We start from the raw sequence: 24,052 nt of genomic DNA on the forward strand, positions 1-24,052 counted from the left end.
TTTCACCCTGATTGAATATTTATTCAAGTTAGATTATAAATTCAAGAGGTGGACTATGAATCCGTTTTCGCTCTCTGTTGAGGAGCTTGAAAAAAAAGCACGCGCCGTACGCCGTCGCATCATCGTGCTGAATGCCGAAAGCCCGGCAGGTGGGCACACGGGCGCAGACCTATCCCAGGTTGAGCTGCTGACTGCGCTCTACTTCCGCATTCTGAACTGTTCGCCAGAACTGAAAGAGAGCGATGAACGCGACATTTACATCCAGTCAAAAGGTCACGCGGTGGGGGGGTATTACTGCATTCTGGCGGAAGCCGGATTTATCCCTGTCGACTGGCTGGCAACCTATCAGCATCCCGATTCGCATCTGCCGGGCCATCCGGTAAAACATAAAACGCCGGGTATCGAACTCAATACCGGCGCACTGGGCCACGGTCTGCCCGTTGCGGTCGGTATCGCGCTGGCGGCCAAACGCAGCAACAGCAAACGCCGGGTGTTTGTCGTCACCGGTGATGGTGAACTGGCGGAGGGCAGTAACTGGGAAGCCGCGCTGGTCGCCGCCCATTACCAGCTCGATAACCTGATCATTATTAACGATAAAAACAGCCTTCAACTGGCCGGCCCAACCAAAGAGATCATGAACACCGATCCGCTGGATGAAAAATGGCGCGCCTTTGGCATGCAGGTTACCGAGTGTAAAGGTAACGATATGGCCGACGTGGTGGCGACGCTGGAAGGATTGCAGCCTGCGGGGAAACCGCACGTCGTGATTGCTTACACCACCAAAGGCGCTGGCATCTCCTTTATTCAGGGACGCCCGGAATGGCACCACCGGGTGCCGAAAGGTGAAGAAGTTGAACTGGCGCTGGAGGAACTGAAAGATGAGTAATAGCGAACATCTCGCAACGGTGATGGTGAATGCGTTTATCGACGCGGTTGACCGCGGGATAGACCTGGTGCCGGTGGTGGCAGACTCCACCTCCACGGCCAAGATCTCACCGTTTATGAAGAAATTCCCAGGCCGCCTGGTGAATGTCGGTATCGCCGAGCAAACACTGGTGGGAGCCGCCGCAGGGCTTGCCATTGGCGGCAAAGTTGCGGTGACCTGTAATGCCGCGCCATTTTTGATCTCGCGTGCTAACGAACAGATCAAAGTAGATATTTGCTACAACAACACCAACGTGAAGCTGTTTGGCCTGAATGCCGGTGCCAGCTATGGCCCGCTGGCCAGTACGCACCATAGCATCGACGATATTTCCGTGTTGCGTGGTTTTGGCAACATCGAAATTTACGCTCCTTCCTGCCCTGTTGAATGCCGTCAAATAATTGACTATGCGTTGGACCACGTCGGCCCGGTCTATATCCGCCTCGATGGTAAAGCGTTGCCGGAGCTGCATGATGAAGGTTATCAGTTCAAACCGGGTGACATTGATGTGCTGCGCGAAGGGAAAGACATTGCGCTGGTGGCGATGGGATCGACAGTCCATGAAATTGTCGCCGCCGCCACACAACTGGCAGAAGCCGGTATTGAGGCCTGTGTTATCAGTGTACCGTCTATTCGTCCGTGTAATACCTCGCAATTACTGGCCGCACTGAACACCTGTAAAGCGGTCGTCAGCGTTGAAGAGCACAACGTCAACGGCGGCGTGGGCAGCCTGGTCGCCGAAGTACTGGCAGAAGCCGGACACGGCATCCCGCTGCGCCGCCTCGGTATCCCTGATGGTCAATATGCGATCGCCGCCGATCGGGCCTCCACCCGCGCGCGCCATGAGATTGATGCCGCAGGTGTGGTGAAAAACGCCCGTGAACTGCTGACACGGCAATAAGAATAATAAAGAACAACTTACTGGAGAGAGAGCAATGTCCCGAATTCCTCAACAACTGACCATGGCGGTGATTATTGGTAACCGCGGATTTTTCCCAAGCTACCTGGTGGCAGAAGCCCGTGAACAGGCGGTCGCCCTGTTTGGCCGTCTTGGCATTAAAACCATTATGCTTGATGAGACCCAGACCGAGCTCGGCGGTGTTGAAACCCGCCAGGATGCCAAAATCTGTGCCGAACTGTTCCGCGCCCACCGTGATGAAATTCACGGCGTGGTTGTGCTTCTGCCAAACTTCGGCGATGAAAAAGCGGTGGCGGAAACCCTGCGCCTGTCCGGCTTGAACGTCCCGGTGCTGGTCCAGGCGGAAGAGGACAACCTGGATAAGATGGGGCTGGCGACGCGTCGCGATAGCTTCTGCGGCAAGATCTCCCTGTGCAACAACCTGCGCCAGTACGGCATCCCGTTCACCCTGACAACACAACACGTTTGCGCCCTGAGCGGCGAGGTTTTCGAGCAGGATCTGAAACGTTTTGAACAAATTTGCCGCGTGGTGAGCAGCATGCGTGGCGTTCGCGTGGGGGCCATCGGCGCACGTCCGGCCGGTTTCAACACCGTACGTTACAGCGAAAAACTGCTCGAACGCCTGGGCATTGCAGTGGAAACCCTGGATCTGTCCGAAGTCTTCACCCGTATCAAATTGCTGCGTGACGACGATATCCGCGTTGATGAGAAGCGCCGTCTGCTGATGGATAACGCCGATGCCAGCGGTATCGCCGCCGACAAACTGGTCACCATGGCGAAGCTGTTTGTGGTTATCAGCGAATGGGTTATCGCCAACGATATCGACACCACGGCCATTCAGTGCTGGACCTCGTTGCAGGAAAACCTGGGCATTAACGTCTGCTCCATCATGAGCGTGATGTCCGGTCAACTGATGCCGTCAGCCTGTGAAGTCGACGTGATGGGCGCGCTTTCTATGTACGCACTGGCAAGCGCCAATATGAGCCCGGCCTCGATTGCCGACTGGAACAACAACTTTGGCGACGATCGCGACAAATGCGTGCTGTTTCACTGCGGTAACTTCGCTGCCGCCAGCCTGGAAACTCCGCATATGGGCACCGCGGACATCATCGGTACAACCGTGGGTAAAGAGAACACCTGTGGCGCGGTGCATGGCCGCCTGAAATCCGGCCCCCTCACCTATTTCCGTCTGAGCACTGACGATTTAACCGGTGAAATCAAAGCCTACGTGGGCGAAGGCAAATCCGTCGACGATCCGCTGGATACTGTCGGTTGTCGCGCAGTCATTCAGGTTCCGCATCTGGAAGCGTTGCTCACCTATATTTGCCGTAACGGTTTTGAGCACCACGTGGCGATGAACCACGCGGCCAGTGGCGCCATCCTGCATGAAGCCTTCACGCGCTATCTCGGCGTTGATACTTACCTGCACCAGTAATGCAGTGCGCATGGGCCTGATGGAGAAATACCATGTCGAAAGATATTGTCATCGCGCTTGATGAAGGGACAACGAACGCCAAAGCCGTCGCGCTGGATGCTCAGGGCAATGTGGTGGCGAAAAGCGCGCGCCAGTTGACCATCCAGACACCCCGTGAGGGCTGGGTAGAGCAGTCTGGCGAAGCGCTATTGCAGGCGTCACTGGCGGTAATAAGCGAGGTGATTGCGCAGGTTGGCCCCGAGCGAGTAGCGGCGCTGGCGATCAGCAATCAGCGGGAAACGGCCATTGGTTGGTATCGCGCAAGCGGGTTGCCGTTAGGTCCGGCCATAACCTGGCAATGTTCACGTACGGCAGATTTTTGCCATGCTCTGCGCGAGCAAGGTCAGGACGCTAAAATTAAAGCGGTGACGGGGCTGCCCGTCGCCCCGCTGTTTTCCGCATCCAAAATGCGCTGGCTGTTAAATTCGCTGCCCAATAGTCGGGGGCTGGCGGAACAAGGTGAAATTTGTCTTGGCACAATAGATAGCTGGCTGCTCTGGCACCTGACGGCGGGCGAGTCATTTTGCTGCGACTACTCGAATGCCTCGCGCACACAGTTACTGAATCTTAATACCGCCGACTGGGACGTGGAGATGCTCACACTCTTCCAGATCCCCCGTCAGGCGCTACCGGAAATTCGCCCCTCCAGTGGATTGTTTGGCTACACCAAAGGGCTGGACGCCATCCCGGAGGGTATCCCGGTGCTGGCGATGATCGGCGATTCGCACGCCGCGTTGTTCGCCCACGGCCTTGGCGCCGCCGGGTGTGTGAAAGCGACCTACGGCACGGGGTCATCGGTAATGGCTCCGGTGGTCTCCGCTCAGTGTGACGTGAAATCACTGGCGACCACCGTAGCGTGGCATGATGGCGAACGGCTGGTGTACGGGCTGGAAGGCAACATTCCTCATACCGGCGACGCAGTGGCATGGATGGCGGAAAACACAGGCTTAAGCGAGCTGCCGGAAGCAGAACTGGCGCAAGCGCTGAATACGCTACCGGCCTCAGTGGAATCAACACTCGGCGTCTATTTTGTTCCGGCACTGACGGGCCTCGGCGCCCCCTGGTGGGACGAAGATGCGCGTGGTCTGATTCATGGCCTGAGCCGTGGCGTCAAGCGCGCGCATCTGGTTCGCGCAGCGCTGGAGTCGATCACCTACCAGATTGCCGACGTGGTGGTTGCCATGCGCCAGCACGGCGATTTCGCCTTAAAAGCGCTGATGGTCGATGGTGGCCCTACCAGGAACGACTGGCTGATGCAATATCAGGCCGACCTGCTGGGTTGCCCGGTGATGCGCAGCGACATCCCGGAGCTATCAGCTATGGGAGCGGCACTGCTGGCACGAAAGGCACTGTTGCAGATCGATACAGAACAGCTTCGCCAGTATCTTCCCGAACATGCGACGTTCACACCGGATGAACAGCGTCACGACAGATTGCAAAAACGCTGGCATGACTGGCAAAGCGCAGTACAGCTTGCCCGCACACAAAAAACGCAGGCAGGCTAAAGAGTTTGGGTGCGTGAGGATCCCACCTGACAAGATGATTTGCGGGGATTGCTCCCCGCAATTCAGGTTAGCTACTTCTTCGGTTCGTAAGCGAGAACAGCTTTAAACTCCGTATCCCGTTGTTTGAACGTCATCTCGCAAAGCGAGTCGCGTACTAACAGCGTGAAACCCAGTGCTGTCATACACAGCACCACGATCGCCACCAGGGCGTACTTCGTTAGCATGTCGTTGCCTCCGTGCAAAAAAGAGACTAACATCCAACTTGTCGAGGGTTGGATGATAAGCCTCAGGTTGATAACACTATCTCCTGGGGCTTTCACCTTTCTGAACCCTGCAAATGCCTGACTCAGAAAGCCTCAGGCACCCGCGAGCATCCTAACCTCTTCATTCCCTTCGCACGAAAGAAAAACTGTATTTATATCCAGTTAAACTCAATTTTTCAGAAAACATAAAAACGCTAAAAATCCCACCGCTTTTTCATCTTTGTTTGGCTCCATTTTCATAGCCAAATAATCTGGCTTATGCCTTAAGCGCATAAATAAAGACGAATTTAAACTTTAAGAAAAATCGGAAGCAGCCTACTTTAGCGATACAAAATAATGACACTAAATTAACTTTACAGGGATCTCATATGACCAAAAAACTGCTGCCTCTCGTCATCATGACGCTGCTCTCTGCCACCAGCTATGCGGCAACGCCGCCAGATACCCTGGTTGTTGCACAAGGTCTGGACGATATTGTCAGCCTGGATCCGGCAGAAGCCAATGAGCTTTCCAGTATCCAGACCGTTCCAAGCCTGTACGAGCGCCTGGTCCAGCCGGATCGTGAGAACCCTGAAAAGATTAACCCGGTGTTGGCAGAAAGTTGGCAGCCCGATGCGGCCGCTAAAACCCTGACCATCAAACTGAAAAGTGACGCGAAGTTTGCTTCCGGTAACCCGCTGCGCCCTGAGGATGTGATTTTCTCCTATACCCGCGCGGTCACCATGAACAAATCCCCGGCCTTTATTCTTAACGTCCTGGGCTGGGAACCGGACAATATCGCCAGCCAGTTAAAGAAAATCGACGATCATACGATCCAGTTGCACTGGACGGCGGATGTAAGCCCGGCAGTGGCACTGAATATTCTCTCCACGCCTATCGCCTCAATCGTAGATGAGAAACTGGTCAGCGCGAACGTCAAAGACAATGATTTTGGTAACGCCTGGCTAAAACTGCACTCTGCGGGCAGCGGCGCGTACAAAATGCGCGTTTATCAACCGCATCAGGCTATCGTACTGGACGCCAATCCCACTTCGCCTGGCGGCGCGCCCAAACTGAAAAATATCATTATTAAAAACGTACCGGATCCGGCTTCCCGTCGTCTGTTAATTCAACAGGGCGATGCCGATGTGGCGCGCGATCTCGGTGCCGATCAGATTAGCGCGCTGACAGATAAGAAAGGCATTAAGGTGCTGAGTATTCCGTCTGCTGAGCAGAACTATCTGGTCTTTAACGCCGGTAACAGCGCGAACCCGTTGCTGAACAATCCCGCATTCTGGGAGGCGGCACGCTGGCTGGTCGATTACGACGGCATCACCAAAGATCTGCTGAAAGGGCAATATTTTGTTCACCAGAGTTTCCTGCCAGTCGGCCTGCCAGGCGCGCTGGAAGATAACCCGTTTAAATTCGACCCGGCAAAAGCAAAAGAGATCCTCGCCAAAGCGGGCATTAAGGATGCGCACTTCACCCTGGACGTCGAAAACAAACCGCCGTTCATTACCATCGCCCAGTCTATGCAAGCCAGTTTTGCTCAGGGCGGCGTGAAGGTAGATCTGTTACCCGCTGCGGGTAGCCAGGTCTATGCCCGCGTGCGTGCCAAACAGCATCAGGCGGCGATTCGTCTGTGGATCCCCGATTATTTTGACGCCCACTCCAACGCCAGCGCCTTCGCCTATAATGACGGGAAATCCAGTACGGTTGCCGGATTGAATGGCTGGCAGATCCCTGAATTAAGCAAAGCCACGCTCGCGGCCGTTGCCGAGCCGGATGCCGCCAAACGTCTGGAGCTCTACAAAAAAATGCAGCAAGAATTGCAGCATAAATCCCCTTATATCTTTGTTGATCAAGGGAAAACGCAAATCGTGGTACGTGATAATGTGAAAGGCTACCAGCAAGGGTTAAATGCCGATATGGTGTGGTATGACCGCGTAACCAAGTAAGTTAGCGATTGCGCCGTTGACCCTTTCTCATTACGAGAGAGGGTCATCATTAAAGAACGATGCCATTAAGAGTTAGTCATGTCCCACATCTCACCCAGGCTGTTACGGGTTATCCAGACCCTGATAACCCTCGCCCTGACGTTATTTGGTCTGTTACTGGTTACCTTTTCACTCTCGGCACTCTCGCCCGTTGACCGTGTGCTGCAAATCGTCGGTGACCATGCCAGCCAGTCGACCTATGACCAGGTCCGCCACCAACTCGGGCTGGATCAACCGCTGCCCGTGCAGTTCTGGCACTATTTACTCGACCTGTCTCACGGTGATTTAGGCACCGCCAGCGCCACCGGACAGCCCGTCTTGCAGGATCTGCTCTCCGCCTTTCCTGCCACGCTGGAACTGGCTACCCTGGCATTGGTTATCGGTACCGCGTTGGGTATTCTCGCGGGCGTATTATGTGCCCGTTTTGCCGGTTCCCCGCTGGATCTGGCCGTGCGCACTTTTACCCTGCTCGGTAACTCTGTCCCTATCTTCTGGCTCGGTCTGTTAATGCTGGCGCTGTTCTACGCGAACCTGCAATGGAGCGCAGGCCCCGGCAGGCTGGATGATATTTATCAGTACACTGTCACCCCGCAGACCGGCTTTGTGCTTATCGATACCTGGCTTTCCGGTGACAGTCAGGCATTCAGAAATGCCCTTAGCCATATGGTACTTCCGGTCACCCTGCTTGCTTACTATTCTCTGGCCAGCATTACGCGACTAACCCGCTCGGCCTGCCTTGGCGAAATGAATAAAGAGTATATCTTGCTGGCACGCGCAAAGGGGGCTGGCGAGATGACAATCATGCTGCGCCATGTCCTGCCAAATATTCGCGGCACGCTCCTGACCGTGGTTGCGCTGTCCTATACCAGCATGCTGGAAGGCGCGGTGCTGACAGAGACCGTCTTTTCCTGGCCGGGTATTGGCCGCTATCTCACGACCGCGCTGTTTGCCGGTGACACCACGGCGATTATGGGCGGCACACTGGTTATCGGTGTCTGCTTTGTCCTGATAAATAACCTCGCCGATATGCTGGTACGGCTCACTGACCCGAGGATTCGCTAATGCCGACGACTCTCTTTTTACGCCGTCTGCGCCATTCGCCTGCGGGTTTTAGCGGATTGATTATTGTGGTGTTACTCCTACTGGTTGCCATTCTGGCGCCGTGGCTGGCACCGCAAGACCCCAACTGGCAGGATGCCGCGTCGCGCTTACAGCCGCCCTCGGCTACACACTGGCTGGGAACCGACAGCTATGGCCGTGATTTGCTGTCACGGCTCATTTATGGCACGCGTCCGGCGCTGGGGCTGGTAGCCCTGGTCACCCTCATTACGCTGCCTGCCGGCCTGCTGGTCGGTATTTTGTCTGGCTATTACGGTGGCTGGCTGGAACGCGTTCTGATGCGCTTTACCGATGTGGTCATGTCCATGCCGCGTCTCATCCTCGCGTTTGCGTTTGTCGCCATGCTTGGCCCGGGCCTCGTCAATGGCGCACTCGCCCTCGCGCTGACTACCTGGCCTGCCTATGCGCGTCAGGCACGTAGCGAGATCCAGCGACTTCGTCACAGCGATTACCTGGCAGCGGCTGAGATGATGGGAATTCGCGGCTGGCGGCTGTTACTGGGGCATATTCTGCCACTCTGCCTGCCATCCGCGATTGTGCGTCTGGCTCTGGACCTGGCGGGCATTATCCTTGCCGCCGCCGGACTGGGTTTTCTGGGCCTGGGGGCTCGCCCACCGATGGCGGAATGGGGCGCCATGATCGCCGATGGTATGCAAGTCATCTTCGATCAATGGTGGATTGCCGCAGCCCCTGGCGCGGTCATTTTACTGGCGAGTCTTGCGTTTAACCTGCTGGGCGATGGCCTGCGTGATGTACTGGAGCCACAACATGACTGAAAAACGGATTATCGTATCGGGCCTTAATGTTGATTATCCCGGCGCCCGCGTGGTCAATAACCTGAGTTTCACCTTGGGCAATGAACGCCTCGCGCTGGTGGGCGAATCTGGTTCCGGTAAATCAATGACCGCCCGTGCCCTGATGGGGCTGGTACGTAAACCCGGCAAGGTCAGCGCCAGTGAGCTGAGCGTATCCGGGCATGATTTACTGACCATGGAGAATAAAGCGTGGCGCGCCCTGCGTGGCAATGGCATTGCGATGGTACTGCAAGACCCGCGCTATGCGCTTAATCCAGTCCAAACTGTGCAGGCACAACTGGACGAAGCCCTGACGCTTCATCAGCGTCTGAACCACAAACAGCGGCTGGAAAAAATAAACGAGGCATTGCGCGCCGTGGAGCTGGAACCGGCGGTGTTGCAACGCTACCCCGGAGAGCTTTCCGGTGGTATGGGCCAGCGTGTGATGATCGCCATCGCGCTGGTTAACGACCCACAGGTGCTGATAGCGGATGAACCGACCTCAGCGCTCGACGCGCGCCTGCGCAATCAAATCCTTGAACTGCTGGTGGCGCAGTGTGAGCAGCGGCAAATGGCCATGCTGCTTATCAGTCACGATTTACCGCTGGTCGCGCAGCACTGTCATCGCGTGCTGGTGATGTACCAGGGGCAAAAGGTGGATGAAATGACCGCCAGCGAACTTCCCAATGCCACGCATCCTTACACGCGCACGCTGTGGACCTGTCGACCACAGGCGCAGACCTATGGACAAATGCTCCCGACACTTGATCGCAGCCAAATCTTTACGGAGTCAGACCATGGTCATCGCTGAAATTCGCCATCTGGAAGTAAGCTTCGGGGAAAAAACCGTCGTCCGTGATGCCAGTTTTAGCCTCGAACAGGGCGAGACGTTTAGTCTGATTGGCGCATCAGGCTGCGGTAAATCCACCCTGATGCGCGTACTGGCAGGGCTGCAGCGTGACTGGCGTGGTGAAATGTCACTCTTCGGCTCAGAGATAAAAGCGGGCACGCGTTATCAGGGGGCATTGCGACGCAATGTACAAATGGTCTTTCAGGATCCGTACGCTTCACTGCATCCCAACCATACGCTGTATCGTACTCTCGCAGAACCGCTACAAATTCACCGTGAGAAAGCGGTAGACCAGCGCGTCAGCACGGCACTGGAAGAGGTAGGGCTTCCTGCGGATGCTGCCAGACGCTACCCACATCAACTCTCAGGTGGTCAGCGTCAGCGTGTGGCGATCGCCCGGGCATTGCTGTTGCGACCACAGATTCTTCTGCTTGATGAGCCAACCTCAGCGCTGGATATGTCGATCCAGGCAGAAATACTCAACTTACTGAACCGTCTGAAAGACCAGCACAATATGAGTTATCTGTTGGTTAGCCACGACGCCGATGTCATCGCGCATATGTCAGACCGGGCTGCTTTTATGGCGAACGGCAAAATCGAGCGCTTTTTTGACCGGGATGCGCTGGCACGTGGCGAACACCGTATGGGGTAAGTGAAAAGGGTTTGGGTGCGTGAGGATCCCACCTGACAAGCGAATTTGCGGGGATGGCTCCCCGCAATTCAGGTTAGCTACTTCTTCTTCGATTCGTAAGCGAGAACAGCTTTAAACTCCGTATCCCGTTGTTTGAACGTCATCTCGCAAAGCGAGTCGCGTACTAACAGCGTGAAACCCAGTGCTGTCATACACAGCACCACGATCGCCACCAGGGCGTACTTCGTTAGCATGTCGTTGCCTCCGTGCAAAAAAGAGACTAACATCCAACTTGTTCAGGGTTGGGATGTAAGCCTCAGGTTGATAACACTATCTCCTGGGGCTTTCACCTTTCTGAACCCTGCAAATGCCTGGCTCAGAAAGCCTCAGGCACCCGCGAGCATCCTAACCTCTTCCTTCCCTTCGCACGAAAGAAAAACTGTATTTATATCCAGTTAAATTCACTTTTCAGAATATGTTCAGGCGTGACGCTATGACTTCGCCAGGCTGCCAAACTGCCCAAGCACGGCATCAAAAATCGCTAACCCTTTTTGCACTTCGGCGGCACTCATAGTGCAAGGCGGCACCACGTGAATACGATTTTCAGCGACAAAAGGCAAAATCCCGGCGTTGAGCAACGCGCCTTTGATCGCCGCCATATCGGCTGCGGCTACTGGCGTTTTCGCTACGCGGTCGGTGACCAGCTCCAGCGCCTGGAACATACCACGACCACGCACATCACCGATCAACGCATGTTTTTGCGCCAGCGACGTCAGGCCAGAGCGCAACACGCCGTCCCCCACCGTTGCCGCGTTTTCTACCACTTTTTCATCTTTCATTGCATCGAGCGTGGCGACAATGGCCGACATCGCCAGCGGATGGCCGGAATAGGTCAGGCCGCCTGCAAAGAAGTGGTCGTCAAAGTAATGTGAGATTCTCTCGGAAATAATGACGCCGCCCGCCGGTACGTAACCCGCATTAACACCTTTTGCGAAGGTGATGAGATCGGGAACAATGCCATCCTGCTCGAACGCAAACCAGCTACCTGTGCGACCGAAACCGGCCATCACTTCATCGACAATCAGCACAATGCCGAACTCATCTGCCAGTGCGCGCACCCCCTGCATGTAGCCTTTTGGCGGCACCAGAATCCCGGCTGTACCCGGTACGGACTCCAGCAGAATAGCGGCAACAGAATTCGGCCCTTCACACTCAATCATCCGGCGCAGATGCGCCAGCGCGCGCTGACACTCTTCGTCTTCGGTGGTGGCGTTAAACTCGCTGCGATACAGGTACGGGTTAAAGAAGTGAACGTGTCCACGGGCATATTCATTCGGAATACGACGGGGATCGCCCGTGGCCACAATGGCGCTACCGGTATTCCCGTGGTAAGAACGGTAGGCAGAAAAAATCTTGTCACGCCCGGTATACATACGCGCCATACGCATGGCGTTTTCGTTGGCGTCGGCCCCGGCGTTCGTAAAGAACACTTTGCTAAAGCCTTCGGGCGCCAGATCAACAATCCGTTTTGCCGCTTCGCCGCGTGCGAGGTTTGCCGTCGCCGGCGCGATAGTGGTCAATGATTCCAGTTGTGCCTTCATCGCCGCCAGAACCCGCGGATGCTGATAACCGATATTGACGTTTACCAGTTGGCTACTGAAATCCAGATACGTATTGCCATCGTAATCCCACAATTCGCACCCTTGTGCACCGGCGATCACCAGCGGATTGAGGTTGCCTTGCATCGACCATGAATGGAACACATACGAACGGTCTAGCTGACGTACATCATCGTTGGTTATCGCCATCTCGCTCTGAAGTGCCAGTTTCATACCCTGCTCCTTTCATACCGTTGTTGTTGATTCCATCATGCGGCGCACCTGGCGCAGTCAGGTAGAGCCAGTCTTGTTAGCGGCATGTGACACACGTGTCACATATTTACTCACCAACTGGCTCTGTCTCTCCTGCGCGCGCGTTTTTTATAGTGGCGGAAGAAACCAGCACAGGAGAGAGAGATGACAACAGCAAAGAAAGTGGTCTTTATTACCGGCGCGACATCCGGGTTCGGCGAAGCCGCCGCGCGGGTCTTTGCCAAAGCAGGTTGGTCGCTGGTACTGAGTGGACGCCGTCTGGCACGCCTTGAGGCGTTGCAGGATTCGCTGGCGGCAGAAGTACCCGTTCACATTATTGAGCTGGATGTACGCGATAAAGATGCAGTGAAGCAGGCCGTTGCCGCGCTCCCACCCGCGTTCGCCGATATCACCACGCTTATCAATAACGCCGGGCTGGCGCTTTCACCGCAACCCGCACAAAACGTTGAGCTGGAAGACTGGCAGACCATGATTGATACCAACGTCACCGGGCTGGTCAATGTGACTCACGCGCTGCTGCCCACGTTGATTCAGCATGGCGCAGGGGCGAGTATCATCAATATTGGTTCGATTGCCGGACAATGGCCCTATCCGGGTAGCCACGTTTATGGCGCAACCAAAGCGTTTGTGAAACAGTTTAGCTATAACCTGCGCTGCGATTTGCTGGGTACAGGTGTGCGGGTGACCGATCTGGCGCCGGGTATTGCGGAAACCGAATTCACGCTGGTTCGCACCAAAGGCGATCAGGCGGCATCCGATAACTTATACCGTGGCACCACGCCGCTCAGCGCACAGGATATCGCCGAACAGATGTTCTACATCGCCACACTACCAGACCATATGAATATTAACCGGGTGGAAGTCATGCCGGTGCGTCAGGCCTGGCAGCCGTTTGCCATTGACCGGGATTAAGATATCTGTGGTAGCCTGGATAAGGCGCATGCGCCGCATCCAGGCTATTCCCCGGTGGCGCTGACGCTTACCGGGTCTATCCTTGAGAAGGGACATTAGCGGCTGGACTGCAAAAACTTACGTACCCGGTCCGAATCCGGATTGGTAAAGAACTTCTCTGGCGATGCCTTCTCGATCAGCAACCCTTTCTCCAAAAACACCACCTCGTCCGACACCTGACGGGCAAAATCCATCTCGTGCGTTACCACCACCATCGTGTATCCTTCGGCGGCGAGGTTTTTCATCACTCCCAGCACCTCATTGACCAGTTCAGGATCCAGCGCCGATGTCGGTTCATCGAACAAGATCACCTCTGGCGACATCGCCAACGAACGGGCAATCGCCACACGCTGTTTCTGTCCGCCGGAAAGGGTAATCGGATACACATCCGTTTTATGGCTCATCCCGACCTTATCTAACTGACGACGACCAATCTCGTCAGCCGCGTCCCGCTTCATGCCTTTCACGTGGATCAGCGCTTCGGTGACGTTTTGTAACACCGTCAGATGCGGCCACAAATTAAAGCTCTGGAATACCATTCCCACGCGTTCGCGGATTTTGGACAACTCTTTATGTGACATGGCCTTGCCTGAGGCGTCATCAATACCCAGCCGCTGACCGCTAATGCGCACTTCGCCGCGATCCGGCTGCTCCAGCCAGTTCATACAGCGCAACAAGGTCGATTTCCCGGAACCGGAAGAACCTAGGATACTCACCACCGTGCCCTTCTCCACCGTCAGGTTGATATCACGCAATACTTCAACGTTATCAAACTGCTTGGACAGATTCTTAACGCTAACCGCACTTTGTTCAGGCATGGGTCATTCCTCGCTTGTTTCCATATTGGCTTAGTCGTTTAATCAGCAATTCAAGTAAAATGCTGATGCCCCAGTACAGCGCAATGGCGACGATAAAGGCGTTAAACGGAATAAAATACGTCGACTGCACGCTATTCGCGGCGGCGGTGATCTCCTGTACGGTAATAATGCACAGGAAAGCCGTGTCTTTCAGACAGATAATTAACTGGTTACCCATCAGCGGCAGCGCAGAAGAGAAAATATTGGGCAGGACGATACGCTGAAAGATTTTATAGCGAGAAAACCCCTGCGACACAGCGGCTTCAATATAACCCGCAGAAAATATACGACGCTGGCTGCGTAATATCTCGAAGAAATAGGCACCATGATAAATCACCAGCGCCAACAGACCGGCAGTCCAGGCTTCCATACTAATACCCAACTGCGGCAGACCGTAATAAAGCAAATAGGCCAGAATCAAAAAGGGAACAGCACGCATCAGGCTGACGAAAGCAATAATGACTCTGTCAATAACGCGATTTTGGTATTCCATAATGTAGCACAGCAAAATGCCGATAAATAAACCGACAACGGCTGCAATAATAAACAGCTCAAGCGTTGAAAGCAGGCCATTAAAAAAACTCTCGCGTGCTGACCAGACAATACTCCACTGACTCATATACCCTCCTGCTTTTATCGCGCCAGGCGCTTCGCTTTACGTTCCGCCATGCCCTGCAATTTCAGCAACAAGCCGATAATGATGACGTAGAGCAATCCCGCCGCCAGAATGGGCGACAGAGGTTCATAGGTCACCGAAGAGATGCGATTGGTGACGCGGGTCAGGTCTACCACGCCGATTATCGCTATCGCCGGGCTGCCTTTAATCAGGAAAGACATCTCATTGACCAGCGCAGGCAGGCTTTCAATCCACATCTGCGGCAGCATGATGTAACGGAAATAGGTCCAGCGCCGCATACCGACAGATTCGGCAGCTTCCCGCTGTTCTCGAGGGAAGTTACGAAATGCGTTACGCCAGATTTCGGCATTAAAGGCGGAGGTATTCAACGTCAGCGCCACAATCGCCGCCGCCGTTTTATCCAGGTTTATCCCAAGCGTCGGCAGCGATAAGAACAGGAACAGAACCAGCGTCACCAGCGGCGTGGCGCGCGCCAGACTGATATAGACCACCAGCACCTGGTCGACGACCGGGATTTTCATCATTCGAATAAAGGCGATCACCAGACCGATGACCACCCCGAACGCGATAGCCACGCCCGAAATCCAGAGGGTCGTCCATGCGCCTTCAATTAATAACTGCCATGCCATTGAATCCATGGTGCCCCCTTTTCTAACTGGCGGCGGTTACCCGCCGCATTGAACTTATAAACCCGCTAACTTATGAAACTGATCGGCGCTGGTGATGGGCTCTTTCGGCAGATCGTAGGTTTCGCCAAACCATTTTTTCTGCAACTCAGCCAGCTTGCCGGTTTCGGTCATGTGATTCATAAATTTGGTCATGAACGCCAGTAATTCCGGGGAGCTTTTGGAGATTGGCCATGCCATGTAGCCTGGGCCAGAGACCGGCAGCCCTTTGGCAAACACTTTCGGCTTCGCTTTCACCAGGTCGTTGACGGAGATAACCACGTTAATCACGTAATCGACGCGTTTATTGGCAAGATCGGCATAGGCTTCCGGGTAAGATTGATATTCCACAACCGGGCCCAGTTTACCGCCCACTTTCTCCAGCATCGCTTTCAGTTCCGGCAGACGCGCCAGTAATGCGCTGCCCGCCTGGACGCCCACTTTTTTACCGCTCAAATCGGCGATGGTATTTAATGTCTTATCATCTGCGCGTTTCACAAAATAATGCTGGGCAGACGCCCATGGCGGGGTGAAATTAAATACATTGAGACGTTCATCGGTAATCACCGCACCGGTTAACGCCATATCGTATTGTCCGGTAGAGACGGCGGCGAGCAGCCCCGTCCAGGGTAAAATACTTTGGTTGATATTGAATTTTGCGTATCTACGCAACTCGTCGAGCATATCCTTGTTAAACCCTTCTGATTTACCATCCTTCATAAAGTTAAAGGGCGCATAGTCATCTTCGGTCGCCACTTTCAACGTGCCAGACTTTTCGATTTCGGGTAAATCTGCTGCGACTGCGTGTAAAGAAAAAGCCAAAGTGAACATGGCTGCAAGACAATATTTGCCGAATACTTTTTTCATTTCTCTACCCTTAATTAAATATGCCAGAAAGGTTCATCCCAGACATGCTGGAACTATTGCAATAAATATGCCGACTGCGTTTCTTGACCGCGCTTTTGTGACTGCGTTTTTACAATAGGGAGCCTTTTTGCTTTCTGAATAGAGCCAGTTTCGGTAAATGAATGTGTCAGATAACGGGAAGCTGGTATGGAATTTGCTCAAATATATCCATGTCTTTTCCAGCGGAGTGCGTCATGATTCGTCACCTTTTGCATGTCAATTTTGATGGTCAGCGTGGGTTACAGGAACAGGTGCGTGAATCACTGATAAACGCCATCCTCAGCGGCATTTTTCCGGCCGATACGCCCCTTCCCTCATGTCGCCAACTGGCTGGTCAGCTTAATGTTTCTCGCAATACCACGGCGCTGGTGTTTGAAAGCCTGGTCAACGAAGGGTATCTGGTCAGCCGCCCACGCAGCGGGTATTACCTGCACCCGGATTACTACCACGCCGGCCAAAACGTGTCGCAAACTGCACCTGAATGCGAAAGCGCTGCACCACGATGGGGCAACCGCCTGCAAATCACGCCCAGCCAGCAGGAATCTATCCTTAAACCGGCTGGCTGGATGCACTATCGCTACCCGTTTATTTACGGCCAGCCGGACACACAACAGTTCCCCCTCGCCTTCTGGCGCGCTGCGGCAAACTGGCTGCACGGCGGCGTGCGAGACCCCTCCTGGGTTATCGATCATATCGATCAGGATGTGCCCATGCTGGTTGAGCAGATCCGCACCCGGGTGCTGCCGAAACGCGGTATCGCGGCCGCTCCGGACGAAATCCTCATCACGCTGGGGTCACAGAACGCCCTCTATTTGTTGACCCGCCTGTTGATGTCCCGGCAGACGCGTGTGGCGGTCGAAAATCCGGGATTTCGTGAAGCGATCAACACCTTTCTGCTTAACGATACCCATATCGTTCCGCATCCGGTTGATGAAGAAGGCATTGTGCTGGGCGAAACGCCCTGTGATTACTACTACGTGACGCCGGGTCATCAGGTGCCGACGGGCGTCACCATGAGTAAAGCGCGCCGGGTCCAGTTGCTCGAATACGCTACCCGGCATGACGCGGTGATCATTGAAGATGACTACGACTCGGAAAGTAACTTTACGCAAAATCCGTTACCGGCGCTGAAAGCCAGTGACCGCAGCGGCCGCGTTATCTATGTCAGCAGTCTGTCAAAAGCGCTTTCGCCGGGTCTGCGACTCGGTTTTATGGTGGCTGCCCCGGAAATCATCGACGAAGCCCGTGCGTTGCGCCGCCTGGTGTATCGCCATCCACCAACCAACATTCAATATCAAATGGCCCATTTTCTGGCTCAGGGCCATTACGAGACGCACCTGCGCCGCTACCACGAAGACTCCGCGCGCCGTTGGGATACCTTACATAACGCGCTGCAAACCTTTTTGCCCGAATGCAAAACCTTCGGTGGCAGCGAACATGCCAACGCCTTCTGGCTGAGTACGCCAAAGCATATCAGTACCCAACAACTCACCTGGCGCGCAGCCCATGCGGGGGTATTAATTGAACCGGGGGCGCGGCATTTTCTTGACGACGCCCCCCCGGATAACTATTTCCGGATGGGGTTTCACGCCATCAATCCGGATGCCATCGTGCCCGGCGTGGAAGTGCTGCGTGGACAACTGGAGCAAATCGGATAGTTCGCATAAAGGCGGGTTTAGAGGGCATGCCTATACTTAATCCCAACCTCACAAGGAAAGGATAAGAAAATATGCCTCTACCCGACTTTCACGTTTCCACTCCTTTTACCCTGGGTATTGAACTTGAGTTGCAGGTCGTTAACCCACCGGGATACGACCTTAGTCAGGACTCCTCGCGGCTGATCGATGCGGTAAAAGCACAGGTCAAAGCCGGTGAGGTCAAGCACGACATCACGGAAAGTATGCTGGAAATTGCGACAGGGGTCTGTCGCGACATCAATCAGGCGGCACACCAGTTTTCTGCCATGCAGCAGATTATTTTGCAGGCGGCAAACGAGCATCACGTACAGATCTGCGGCGGCGGCACGCACCCTTTTCAAAAATGGCAGCGTCAGGAGATCAGCAACGATGAACGCTATCACCGGACGCTGGAAATGTTTGGCTACCTGATGCAGCAGGCGACCGTTTTCGGCCAACATGTGCATGTGGGTTGTCCGAGTGGCGATGACGCCATTTATCTTCTTCATGGCTTATCGCGCTTTGTGCCGCATTTTATCGCGCTTGGCGCCGCTTCCCCATACGTGCAGCGTACCGATACCCGTTTCGCCTCATCGCGTCTGAATATTTTTTCCTCTTTTCCGGATAATGGCCCCATGCCCTGGGTCAGTAACTGGCAAGAGTTTGAAGGGCTATTTCGTCGCCTGAGCTACACCAGCATGATTGAAAGCATTAAAGATTTGCACTGGGATATTCGCCCGAGCCCCCATTTTGGCACCGTCGAAGTGCGGGTAATGGATACGCCATTGACCCTGTCGCATGCCATTAATGTCACTGGATTTATTCAGGCTATCGCCCACTGGCTGCTGGCAGAGCGCCCGTTCAAACATCAGGAGCGCGATTACCTGCTCTACAAATTCAACCGTTTTCAGGCCTGCCGTTTTGGTCTGGAGGGGATCATTACCGATGTCCACACCGGCGAGCAGCGTAAAATAGCCGACGACATCGAACGAATGCTGGAAAAAGTTGCGCCATGGGCAGATAAGCTCAACGCAGGCAGCGCTATCTCCGAGCTGATGAACTTCGTCAAACGAGGGAAGAGCGAATCACAAATGATGCGCGATTTTGTCGCCGACGGCGGCTCGCTGATCGGCCTGGTGCAAAAACACACCGAGATTTGGGCGGCGGGCTAGAACGGTGCAGGGAGATTGCACCCTTACGCACTTTCCCGGACAATGTCGTTTTTAACAAGCGATTAACTGTCATGAAGCACCCACTGGAAACATTAACCACCGCGGCAGGTATTCTGCTGATGGCTTTCATCTCGGTATTGCTGCTACCCGCCCCTTCTCTGGGGCTGGTACTGGCGCAAAAACTGCTGGATACCTTCCATTTTCAGGACCTGAATCAGCTCTATACCGTGTTGTTTTGCCTGTGGTTTCTACTACTGGGTGCAATCGAGTTCTACGTGGTGCGCTTTATCTGGCGCCGCTGGTTTTCGCTGGCTTAAGGACTGGCCCGGATCAGGCGCTTGCGCCGCCATCCGGGATGTTTTTCCCCTTACCCCAAAGAGAGAAGCGGCACACCGGGCGGTGTCATCCAGGCCAAAAAAAAACCCGGTTGACCTTAGGCCACCGGGCTTATGCGTCAATGCGCGCGCGGATGATTCTCTTTGCGCCAGGCGCCCGGCGGCTGATTGAACGTGCGGGTAAAGATCCGCGTAAAGGTCTGCTGCGAATCAAAGCCATATTTCAGGCAAATATCGTAGACCTTATCATTGGTATTGAGTAAATCCCGCGCCGCCAGTGACAGTTTACGTTCGCGAATATAGCGCCCCAGACTCTCACCTTTGTAATGCAAAAACAGCCGTTGCAGATGCCACTTTGAATACCCGGCGTGGCGCGCAATATCATCAATACGCAATGGTTGGTGTAAATTGTCGTCGATCCACTCGACGATAGTGTCGATAACCTGAGCGGAAATAGTCATACAGCGCTCCCCCTCTCTGCTCTTCGAAATAAACCGTTATTCCCACCAGGCGCGGAATTGCTGGGCGTTATCCGCCGCATGCACCGCTTCGCCGAGGGTGGGCGTTAACAATCGATACCCTTTGCCGAGGCTTGCCGCCGCCAGACGTTTATAAGGGTCGTCCCAGGTATGTTTTGCCAGCACGAATCGTCCGGCGTGGCCCGGCAGTACCGCCCGCGCATTTAACTCCTCCGCTGCTTGCGCCGTTTCCTCCGGCATCATGTGGATGTACTTCCAGTCCTGGTCGTACTGACCGTTTTCAAGAATCGCCAGATCCACCGAACCAAACTGTTCGCCGATGGCTTTAAAGTGCGGCCCGTAACCGGTATCGCCGCTGTAATAGAGCTTGCGATCCGGGGTGACGAACATAAAGCTCGCCCACAACGTCTGATTACGTTTCAGACCGCGCCCTGAAAAGTGCCGTGCAGGCAGCACATGCACCTCCAGATCATTGCTAAACGTGATTTTCTGTTGCCAGTCCGCTTCCTGGATGATGTCCGGATTCATACCCCAGTAACGCAGATGCGATCCCACACCCAGCGGGACTACCACCCGTTTGATTTTTGGCATCAGCGCCCTGATGGTGGCGTAATCCAGGTGGTCGTAATGGTCATGGGATATGATCAGCAGATCGATATCCGGCATGGCCTCTGCCGTCCACGGATAGTCACCGTCGAAGGCTTTATTCAGAAACGAGAACGGCGCGGCGTAATTGCTGAGCACCGGATCAATAAGAATGCGTTTCCCGGCCAGTTGCAGATACCAGGATGAATGGCCCAGCCATACGACCGTATCCTGCTCCAGCGGCAGGCTTGCCAGATCGGTCTTCACCATCGGCAATGGCCGCTGCGGGCGCGCATTTTCCCGGCGGGTGGTTAAAAACTCCCACATTGCCGCCACCATACTTTTTTGCCCCGTGTAGCTGGGCGTAGACAACTGGTTATGAAATTCACCGTCCCGGTAGTGCGGGGACTGCTCTACTCTGGTCAGTTGCTCACCCTGCGGGCGCTGACCAAATCCGGCGTTCAAAACAAAAGGCAAACTGGCGGCAGATACAACGAGCATAATAAGAACCACGCTAAGTAAGAGACGATGCATACCCTGATCCGAGAAAATGTCCCTTCCGTTGGCACATTGAAATAGACTGGACTTGATTATGAGTGAGTAAGCACTCATTATAGAAATGAATAGAAAGTCGTCAAGATGATTTTCAATCTTTGATGTTCAGCGTTGCAGCGTCACAGTGGGCATGGTTCAATCGTGGTTTTTCAAAATGTATGAGGAAAAGTGTAGTGGCTCGTCCGAAGAGTGAAGATAAGAAATTAGCATTACTGGATGCGGCGGCTGTCGCTATCGCGCAAACCGGTATTGCCGCCTCGACCGCGGTGATTGCCCGTAACGCGGGCGTGGCTGAAGGCACCCTGTTTCGTTATTTTGCCACCAAAGACGATCTGCTCAATGCGCTTTACCTGCATTTAAAATCTGACCTTTGCCAGACCATGATCGACAGCCTCGACAGGTCGCACAGCAATTCCAAAATACATACCCAATCCATCTGGAACAGCTATATCGACTGGGGCATCCGTCACCCGTCGGCACATAACGCGATTCGCCAGATTTCGGTGAGCGAAAAAATCACCCCGGAAACGCGCCAGCAGGTTATCGATATGTTCCCTGAGCTACATGAAATCTGCCACCGCTCGGTGAGGCCTGAATTTCTTTCCGAAGCGCTTTCACCCTTTGGCGACGCCATTTTTCTGACGCTGGCAGAAACCACAATGGATTTCGCCAATCGCGACCCGCAAAAAGCAAAAGAGACCAAACGGCTGGGCTTTGAAGCCATGTGGCGCGCGCTCACCGTGGATAACTGCGATGGACAGTAAAACCCTGCAAGAGACCGCACGTCGCATTGCGCTGGAACTACCGTTCACTGAACCGTGCTGGCCGTTTGGCCCGGAACACGACATTTTCAAAGTCGGCGGCAAGATTTTCATGATGATCACCACCGCTCATGGTCGGCCTATGGTGACCATGAAATCAGATCCGCAAAAATCCCTGCTCAATCAACAGATTTATCGCAGCATTGAGCCGGGATATCACATGAATAAAAAGCACTGGATCTCCATCTTTGCTGGCGAGGATATCACCGACGCTCTGCTTGTCGATCTGATCAACGACTCGCGGGATCTGGTGGTCGACACGCTGGCGAAAAAAGATCAGCAACGTCTGCGTCCGCGCTGACTGTTCGGAAAAACGAAAACGCGTTACCGTAGCGTTTTGTTTTCCGACAGGAGCACGCGCAGTGGAACTTGAGATTTACCAGGTTGATGCTTTCAGCACACGCCCTTTTTCCGGCAATCCGGCGGGCGTGTGTATCACGCCCCAGGCGCTTGAAACCGCCACCATGCAGCAGATTGCGGCAGAGATGGCCGTCTCTGAGACCGCGTTTTTGGCACGCGATGATAACCGTTTGCGCTGGTTTACTCCTCAGGCTGAGGTCGATTTATGCGGTCACGGCACGCTCGCCACGGCCCATATTTTGCGCCAGACCGGGCAGCTTGCTGTTGGAGAAAGCGTTGTCTTCACCACCCTTTCCGGCCCGCTTAAAGCCACCGCCCGCCCTGACACTATCGAACTGGATTTCCCGCTCTTAGTACCGGATATGCATTATGCGCCGGATAACGCTTTACTGGACGCCCTGGGTCTCAACGCCAGTGACGTCTCTGCCAGCGGGACATTTGGCCCGAAAGCGATGATTGTGGTGGAAGACGCGCAGGTCATTGAGCAGCTCAAACCCAACTTCCAGGCGCTTGGCGCACTGCCCGGACGCGGCGTGGCCATTACGGCACCCTGTAATGGCAAATATGATTTTATCTCTCGCTACTTCGCGCCGTGGGTGGGGGTAAATGAAGATCCGGTGACCGGTTCCGCGCACTGCGCGCTGGCGGCCTACTGGGGTTCGCGTCTCGATAAGCGCACCCTCAGTGCCTGGCAGGCCTCACCGCGCGGCGGCGAATTGCAGATTGCGCTCACCGCAGAAGGCCGGGTAGCGCTGGCAGGCCAGTCGCATACGGTCCTGGCCGGAAAACTCTATCTTTGAGAAGCGGCTAAGCGTGCTCTGCCAGCCATGCCAGCGCCTGCTCGCCCCGCTCATCTATCGGTAAATAGACCAGCAGCCGCGAGCCGTTACGCGGCGCTGAAAACCAGTACATCTGCTGCAAAGAAAATTCGCCTAATTCAGGGTGGGTAAAGGTTTTCAGTTGATTTTCAACGCCGCGCACGTCGTAGCGCTTATGCCACAGCGAGGCAAACTCTTCCGATACTGCGCAAAAGCGCGCCAGCTTCGCTTCCCACTGCGGGTCGCCCCGATGTTCCGCCATCGCCGCCCGGAAATAGGCAACAAAGGTCGGCAGCACACTCTCCTTACGCCCAATACGGCTACGCCAGGTCGGGTTGGTCAGATAGAGATAAATACAATTGCGCTCATCTTCTGGTATTTGGTGAAAATCAACGCCCATCATCCGCGAAAAAGCATCATTCCACGCCACAATATCAAAATTGGATTTTTGGATGCTGGCCGGTTGGGGTAACAGGCTATCGAGCATTTTACGCGTCCCGATGCTGATGCCTTCACACTGCGGCACCACAGGCGTTTCCGCAGGCGTCAGCCCCGCCAGTAAAAACAGGTGGCGGGTTTCAGTTGCCGAACACTCCAGCGCGTTGGCGATTGCCTGCATCACGCTGGCCGACGGGTTCACATCCCTGCCCTGCTCAAGCCAGGTATACCAGGTCACGCCAACGTCTGCGAGCAAGGCCACCTCTTCACGCCTTAAGCCTGGCGTACGACGCCGTCCACTGCGCGGCAGACCGAGACGCTGCGGGTCAAGGCTTTCCCGGCGGGAGCGTAAAAACGCGCCGAGCTGTTTGCGGTTCTCATCCTGGACGCTCAACAGAGGGGATCGTTCCGACATCAGGCTCATAAAACCTCCAGCATGGTATTGCCAGTACCAGTATAAGCAAGAACTGGTA

At 54.6% G+C, this 24,052-nt stretch carries 26 protein-coding genes; 16 read left to right on the forward strand and 10 right to left on the reverse strand.

What is annotated here, in order from left to right; translation table 11 throughout:
* Positions 1-55: 55 nt before the first annotated feature.
* From C5523_RS20085 to C5523_RS20100, 4 genes are read left to right on the forward strand one after another with little or no spacing between them, the layout of a single operon-like run.
* The gene (locus C5523_RS20085; protein WP_041852202.1) at positions 56-886 is read left to right on the forward strand and encodes a transketolase; all 831 of its coding nucleotides are present in this window, start codon (positions 56-58) and stop codon (positions 884-886) included.
* A complete protein-coding gene (locus C5523_RS20090; RefSeq protein ID WP_108701837.1) occupies positions 879-1,823 on the forward strand; it encodes a transketolase family protein in 945 nt (314 codons plus the stop codon). The genes C5523_RS20085 and C5523_RS20090 overlap by 8 nt, the downstream gene beginning before the upstream one ends.
* A gap of 34 nt (positions 1,824-1,857) precedes the next feature.
* Entirely contained in the window at positions 1,858-3,276 is a 1,419-nt protein-coding gene (locus tag C5523_RS20095) for an L-fucose/L-arabinose isomerase family protein (protein ID WP_041852204.1), read from the forward strand.
* 32 nt (positions 3,277-3,308) lie between these two features.
* Positions 3,309-4,820, forward strand: a complete 1,512-nt coding sequence (locus C5523_RS20100) for an FGGY family carbohydrate kinase (protein WP_108701838.1) — start codon at positions 3,309-3,311, stop codon at positions 4,818-4,820.
* Between the two features lie 71 nt (positions 4,821-4,891).
* Here the strand turns inward: C5523_RS20100 and C5523_RS20105 are convergent, their stop codons facing one another.
* Positions 4,892-5,044, reverse strand: coding sequence for a Hok/Gef family protein (locus C5523_RS20105; protein ID WP_155525416.1), 153 nt, complete (start codon positions 5,042-5,044; stop codon positions 4,892-4,894).
* Between the two features lie 407 nt (positions 5,045-5,451).
* Here C5523_RS20105 and C5523_RS20110 point away from each other — a divergent pair, with 407 nt between their 5' ends.
* The 5 genes from C5523_RS20110 to C5523_RS20130 all read left to right on the forward strand — a co-directional run bounded on the left by C5523_RS20110 (position 5,452) and on the right by C5523_RS20130 (position 10,474).
* Positions 5,452-7,020 carry an ABC transporter substrate-binding protein gene (locus C5523_RS20110; RefSeq protein WP_041852207.1) on the forward strand — a complete coding sequence of 523 codons (1,569 nt, stop codon included), beginning with the start codon at positions 5,452-5,454 and terminating at the stop codon, positions 7,018-7,020.
* A gap of 78 nt (positions 7,021-7,098) precedes the next feature.
* Positions 7,099-8,121, forward strand: a complete 1,023-nt coding sequence (locus C5523_RS20115) for an ABC transporter permease (protein WP_041852208.1) — start codon at positions 7,099-7,101, stop codon at positions 8,119-8,121.
* Positions 8,121-8,954 (forward strand): ABC transporter permease, encoded by an 834-nt coding sequence (locus C5523_RS20120; RefSeq protein ID WP_079497972.1) that lies wholly within the window; start codon positions 8,121-8,123, stop codon positions 8,952-8,954. The genes C5523_RS20115 and C5523_RS20120 overlap by 1 nt, the downstream gene beginning before the upstream one ends.
* On the forward strand, positions 8,947-9,783 hold the full coding sequence (locus C5523_RS20125; RefSeq protein WP_108701839.1) for an ABC transporter ATP-binding protein: 837 nt from the start codon (positions 8,947-8,949) through the stop codon (positions 9,781-9,783). The genes C5523_RS20120 and C5523_RS20125 overlap by 8 nt, the downstream gene beginning before the upstream one ends.
* Positions 9,770-10,474 carry an ABC transporter ATP-binding protein gene (locus C5523_RS20130; RefSeq protein ID WP_041852211.1) on the forward strand — a complete coding sequence of 235 codons (705 nt, stop codon included), beginning with the start codon at positions 9,770-9,772 and terminating at the stop codon, positions 10,472-10,474. Before C5523_RS20125 ends, C5523_RS20130 begins: the two co-directional genes overlap by 14 nt.
* A 77-nt stretch (positions 10,475-10,551) precedes the next feature.
* On the opposite strand, the gene C5523_RS20135 is transcribed toward C5523_RS20130, so the two are convergent.
* Positions 10,552-10,707 carry a Hok/Gef family protein gene (locus C5523_RS20135; RefSeq protein ID WP_108701840.1) on the reverse strand — a complete coding sequence of 52 codons (156 nt, stop codon included), beginning with the start codon at positions 10,705-10,707 and terminating at the stop codon, positions 10,552-10,554.
* Positions 10,708-10,944: 237 nt separating this feature from the next.
* On the reverse strand, positions 10,945-12,285 hold the full coding sequence (locus C5523_RS20140) for an aspartate aminotransferase family protein (RefSeq protein WP_108701841.1): 1,341 nt from the start codon (positions 12,283-12,285) through the stop codon (positions 10,945-10,947).
* A 183-nt stretch (positions 12,286-12,468) separates the two neighbouring features.
* Here C5523_RS20140 and C5523_RS20145 point away from each other — a divergent pair, with 183 nt between their 5' ends.
* The gene (locus C5523_RS20145; protein WP_041852213.1) at positions 12,469-13,236 is read left to right on the forward strand and encodes an SDR family NAD(P)-dependent oxidoreductase; all 768 of its coding nucleotides are present in this window, start codon (positions 12,469-12,471) and stop codon (positions 13,234-13,236) included.
* A 95-nt stretch (positions 13,237-13,331) separates the two neighbouring features.
* Here C5523_RS20145 and C5523_RS20150 read toward each other — a convergent pair whose 3' ends face one another.
* From C5523_RS20150 to C5523_RS20165, 4 genes are read right to left on the reverse strand one after another with little or no spacing between them, the layout of a single operon-like run.
* On the reverse strand, positions 13,332-14,093 hold the full coding sequence (locus tag C5523_RS20150) for an amino acid ABC transporter ATP-binding protein (RefSeq protein ID WP_071193918.1): 762 nt from the start codon (positions 14,091-14,093) through the stop codon (positions 13,332-13,334).
* Entirely contained in the window at positions 14,086-14,751 is a 666-nt protein-coding gene (locus C5523_RS20155) for an amino acid ABC transporter permease (RefSeq protein WP_041852215.1), read from the reverse strand. The genes C5523_RS20150 and C5523_RS20155 overlap by 8 nt, the downstream gene beginning before the upstream one ends.
* A gap of 14 nt (positions 14,752-14,765) precedes the next feature.
* Complete coding sequence (locus C5523_RS20160; RefSeq protein ID WP_041852216.1) at positions 14,766-15,407, reverse strand: amino acid ABC transporter permease; 642 nt, start codon at positions 15,405-15,407, stop codon at positions 14,766-14,768.
* Between the two features lie 45 nt (positions 15,408-15,452).
* Positions 15,453-16,301 (reverse strand): transporter substrate-binding domain-containing protein, encoded by an 849-nt coding sequence (locus C5523_RS20165; RefSeq protein WP_108701842.1) that lies wholly within the window; start codon positions 16,299-16,301, stop codon positions 15,453-15,455.
* A 233-nt stretch (positions 16,302-16,534) separates the two neighbouring features.
* On the opposite strand from C5523_RS20165, the gene C5523_RS20170 reads away from it, so the two are divergent.
* The 3 genes from C5523_RS20170 to C5523_RS20180 all read left to right on the forward strand — a co-directional run bounded on the left by C5523_RS20170 (position 16,535) and on the right by C5523_RS20180 (position 19,505).
* Positions 16,535-17,998, forward strand: coding sequence for a PLP-dependent aminotransferase family protein (locus tag C5523_RS20170; protein ID WP_108701843.1), 1,464 nt, complete (start codon positions 16,535-16,537; stop codon positions 17,996-17,998).
* Between the two features lie 71 nt (positions 17,999-18,069).
* Positions 18,070-19,188 carry a YbdK family carboxylate-amine ligase gene (locus tag C5523_RS20175; RefSeq protein ID WP_071193920.1) on the forward strand — a complete coding sequence of 373 codons (1,119 nt, stop codon included), beginning with the start codon at positions 18,070-18,072 and terminating at the stop codon, positions 19,186-19,188.
* Positions 19,189-19,259: 71 nt separating this feature from the next.
* Positions 19,260-19,505, forward strand: a complete 246-nt coding sequence (locus C5523_RS20180; RefSeq protein WP_041852220.1) for a DUF1158 domain-containing protein — start codon at positions 19,260-19,262, stop codon at positions 19,503-19,505.
* 137 nt (positions 19,506-19,642) lie between these two features.
* On the opposite strand, the gene C5523_RS20185 is transcribed toward C5523_RS20180, so the two are convergent.
* Together C5523_RS20185 and C5523_RS20190 are read right to left on the reverse strand one after the other, a co-directional pair.
* A complete protein-coding gene (locus C5523_RS20185; protein ID WP_041852221.1) occupies positions 19,643-19,984 on the reverse strand; it encodes a RamA family antibiotic efflux transcriptional regulator in 342 nt (113 codons plus the stop codon).
* Positions 19,985-20,020: 36 nt separating this feature from the next.
* Positions 20,021-21,121, reverse strand: a complete 1,101-nt coding sequence (locus tag C5523_RS20190) for an MBL fold metallo-hydrolase (RefSeq protein WP_108701844.1) — start codon at positions 21,119-21,121, stop codon at positions 20,021-20,023.
* Positions 21,122-21,315: 194 nt separating this feature from the next.
* On the opposite strand from C5523_RS20190, the gene C5523_RS20195 reads away from it, so the two are divergent.
* From C5523_RS20195 to C5523_RS20205, 3 genes are all read left to right on the forward strand, one after another.
* Positions 21,316-21,906 carry a TetR/AcrR family transcriptional regulator gene (locus tag C5523_RS20195; protein ID WP_041852223.1) on the forward strand — a complete coding sequence of 197 codons (591 nt, stop codon included), beginning with the start codon at positions 21,316-21,318 and terminating at the stop codon, positions 21,904-21,906.
* Positions 21,896-22,264, forward strand: a complete 369-nt coding sequence (locus tag C5523_RS20200; RefSeq protein WP_107222517.1) for an MmcQ/YjbR family DNA-binding protein — start codon at positions 21,896-21,898, stop codon at positions 22,262-22,264. The genes C5523_RS20195 and C5523_RS20200 overlap by 11 nt, the downstream gene beginning before the upstream one ends.
* Positions 22,265-22,325: 61 nt before the next feature.
* Complete coding sequence (locus C5523_RS20205) at positions 22,326-23,123, forward strand: PhzF family phenazine biosynthesis protein (protein ID WP_108701845.1); 798 nt, start codon at positions 22,326-22,328, stop codon at positions 23,121-23,123.
* 7 nt (positions 23,124-23,130) lie between these two features.
* On the opposite strand, the gene C5523_RS20210 is transcribed toward C5523_RS20205, so the two are convergent.
* A complete protein-coding gene (locus C5523_RS20210) occupies positions 23,131-24,003 on the reverse strand; it encodes a helix-turn-helix transcriptional regulator (RefSeq protein WP_041852226.1) in 873 nt (290 codons plus the stop codon).
* Between the last annotated feature and the right edge of the window lie 49 nt (positions 24,004-24,052).

It is taken from the genome of Phytobacter sp. SCO41 (genome assembly GCF_003073275.1).
Classification (GTDB): domain Bacteria; phylum Pseudomonadota; class Gammaproteobacteria; order Enterobacterales; family Enterobacteriaceae; genus Phytobacter; species Phytobacter diazotrophicus.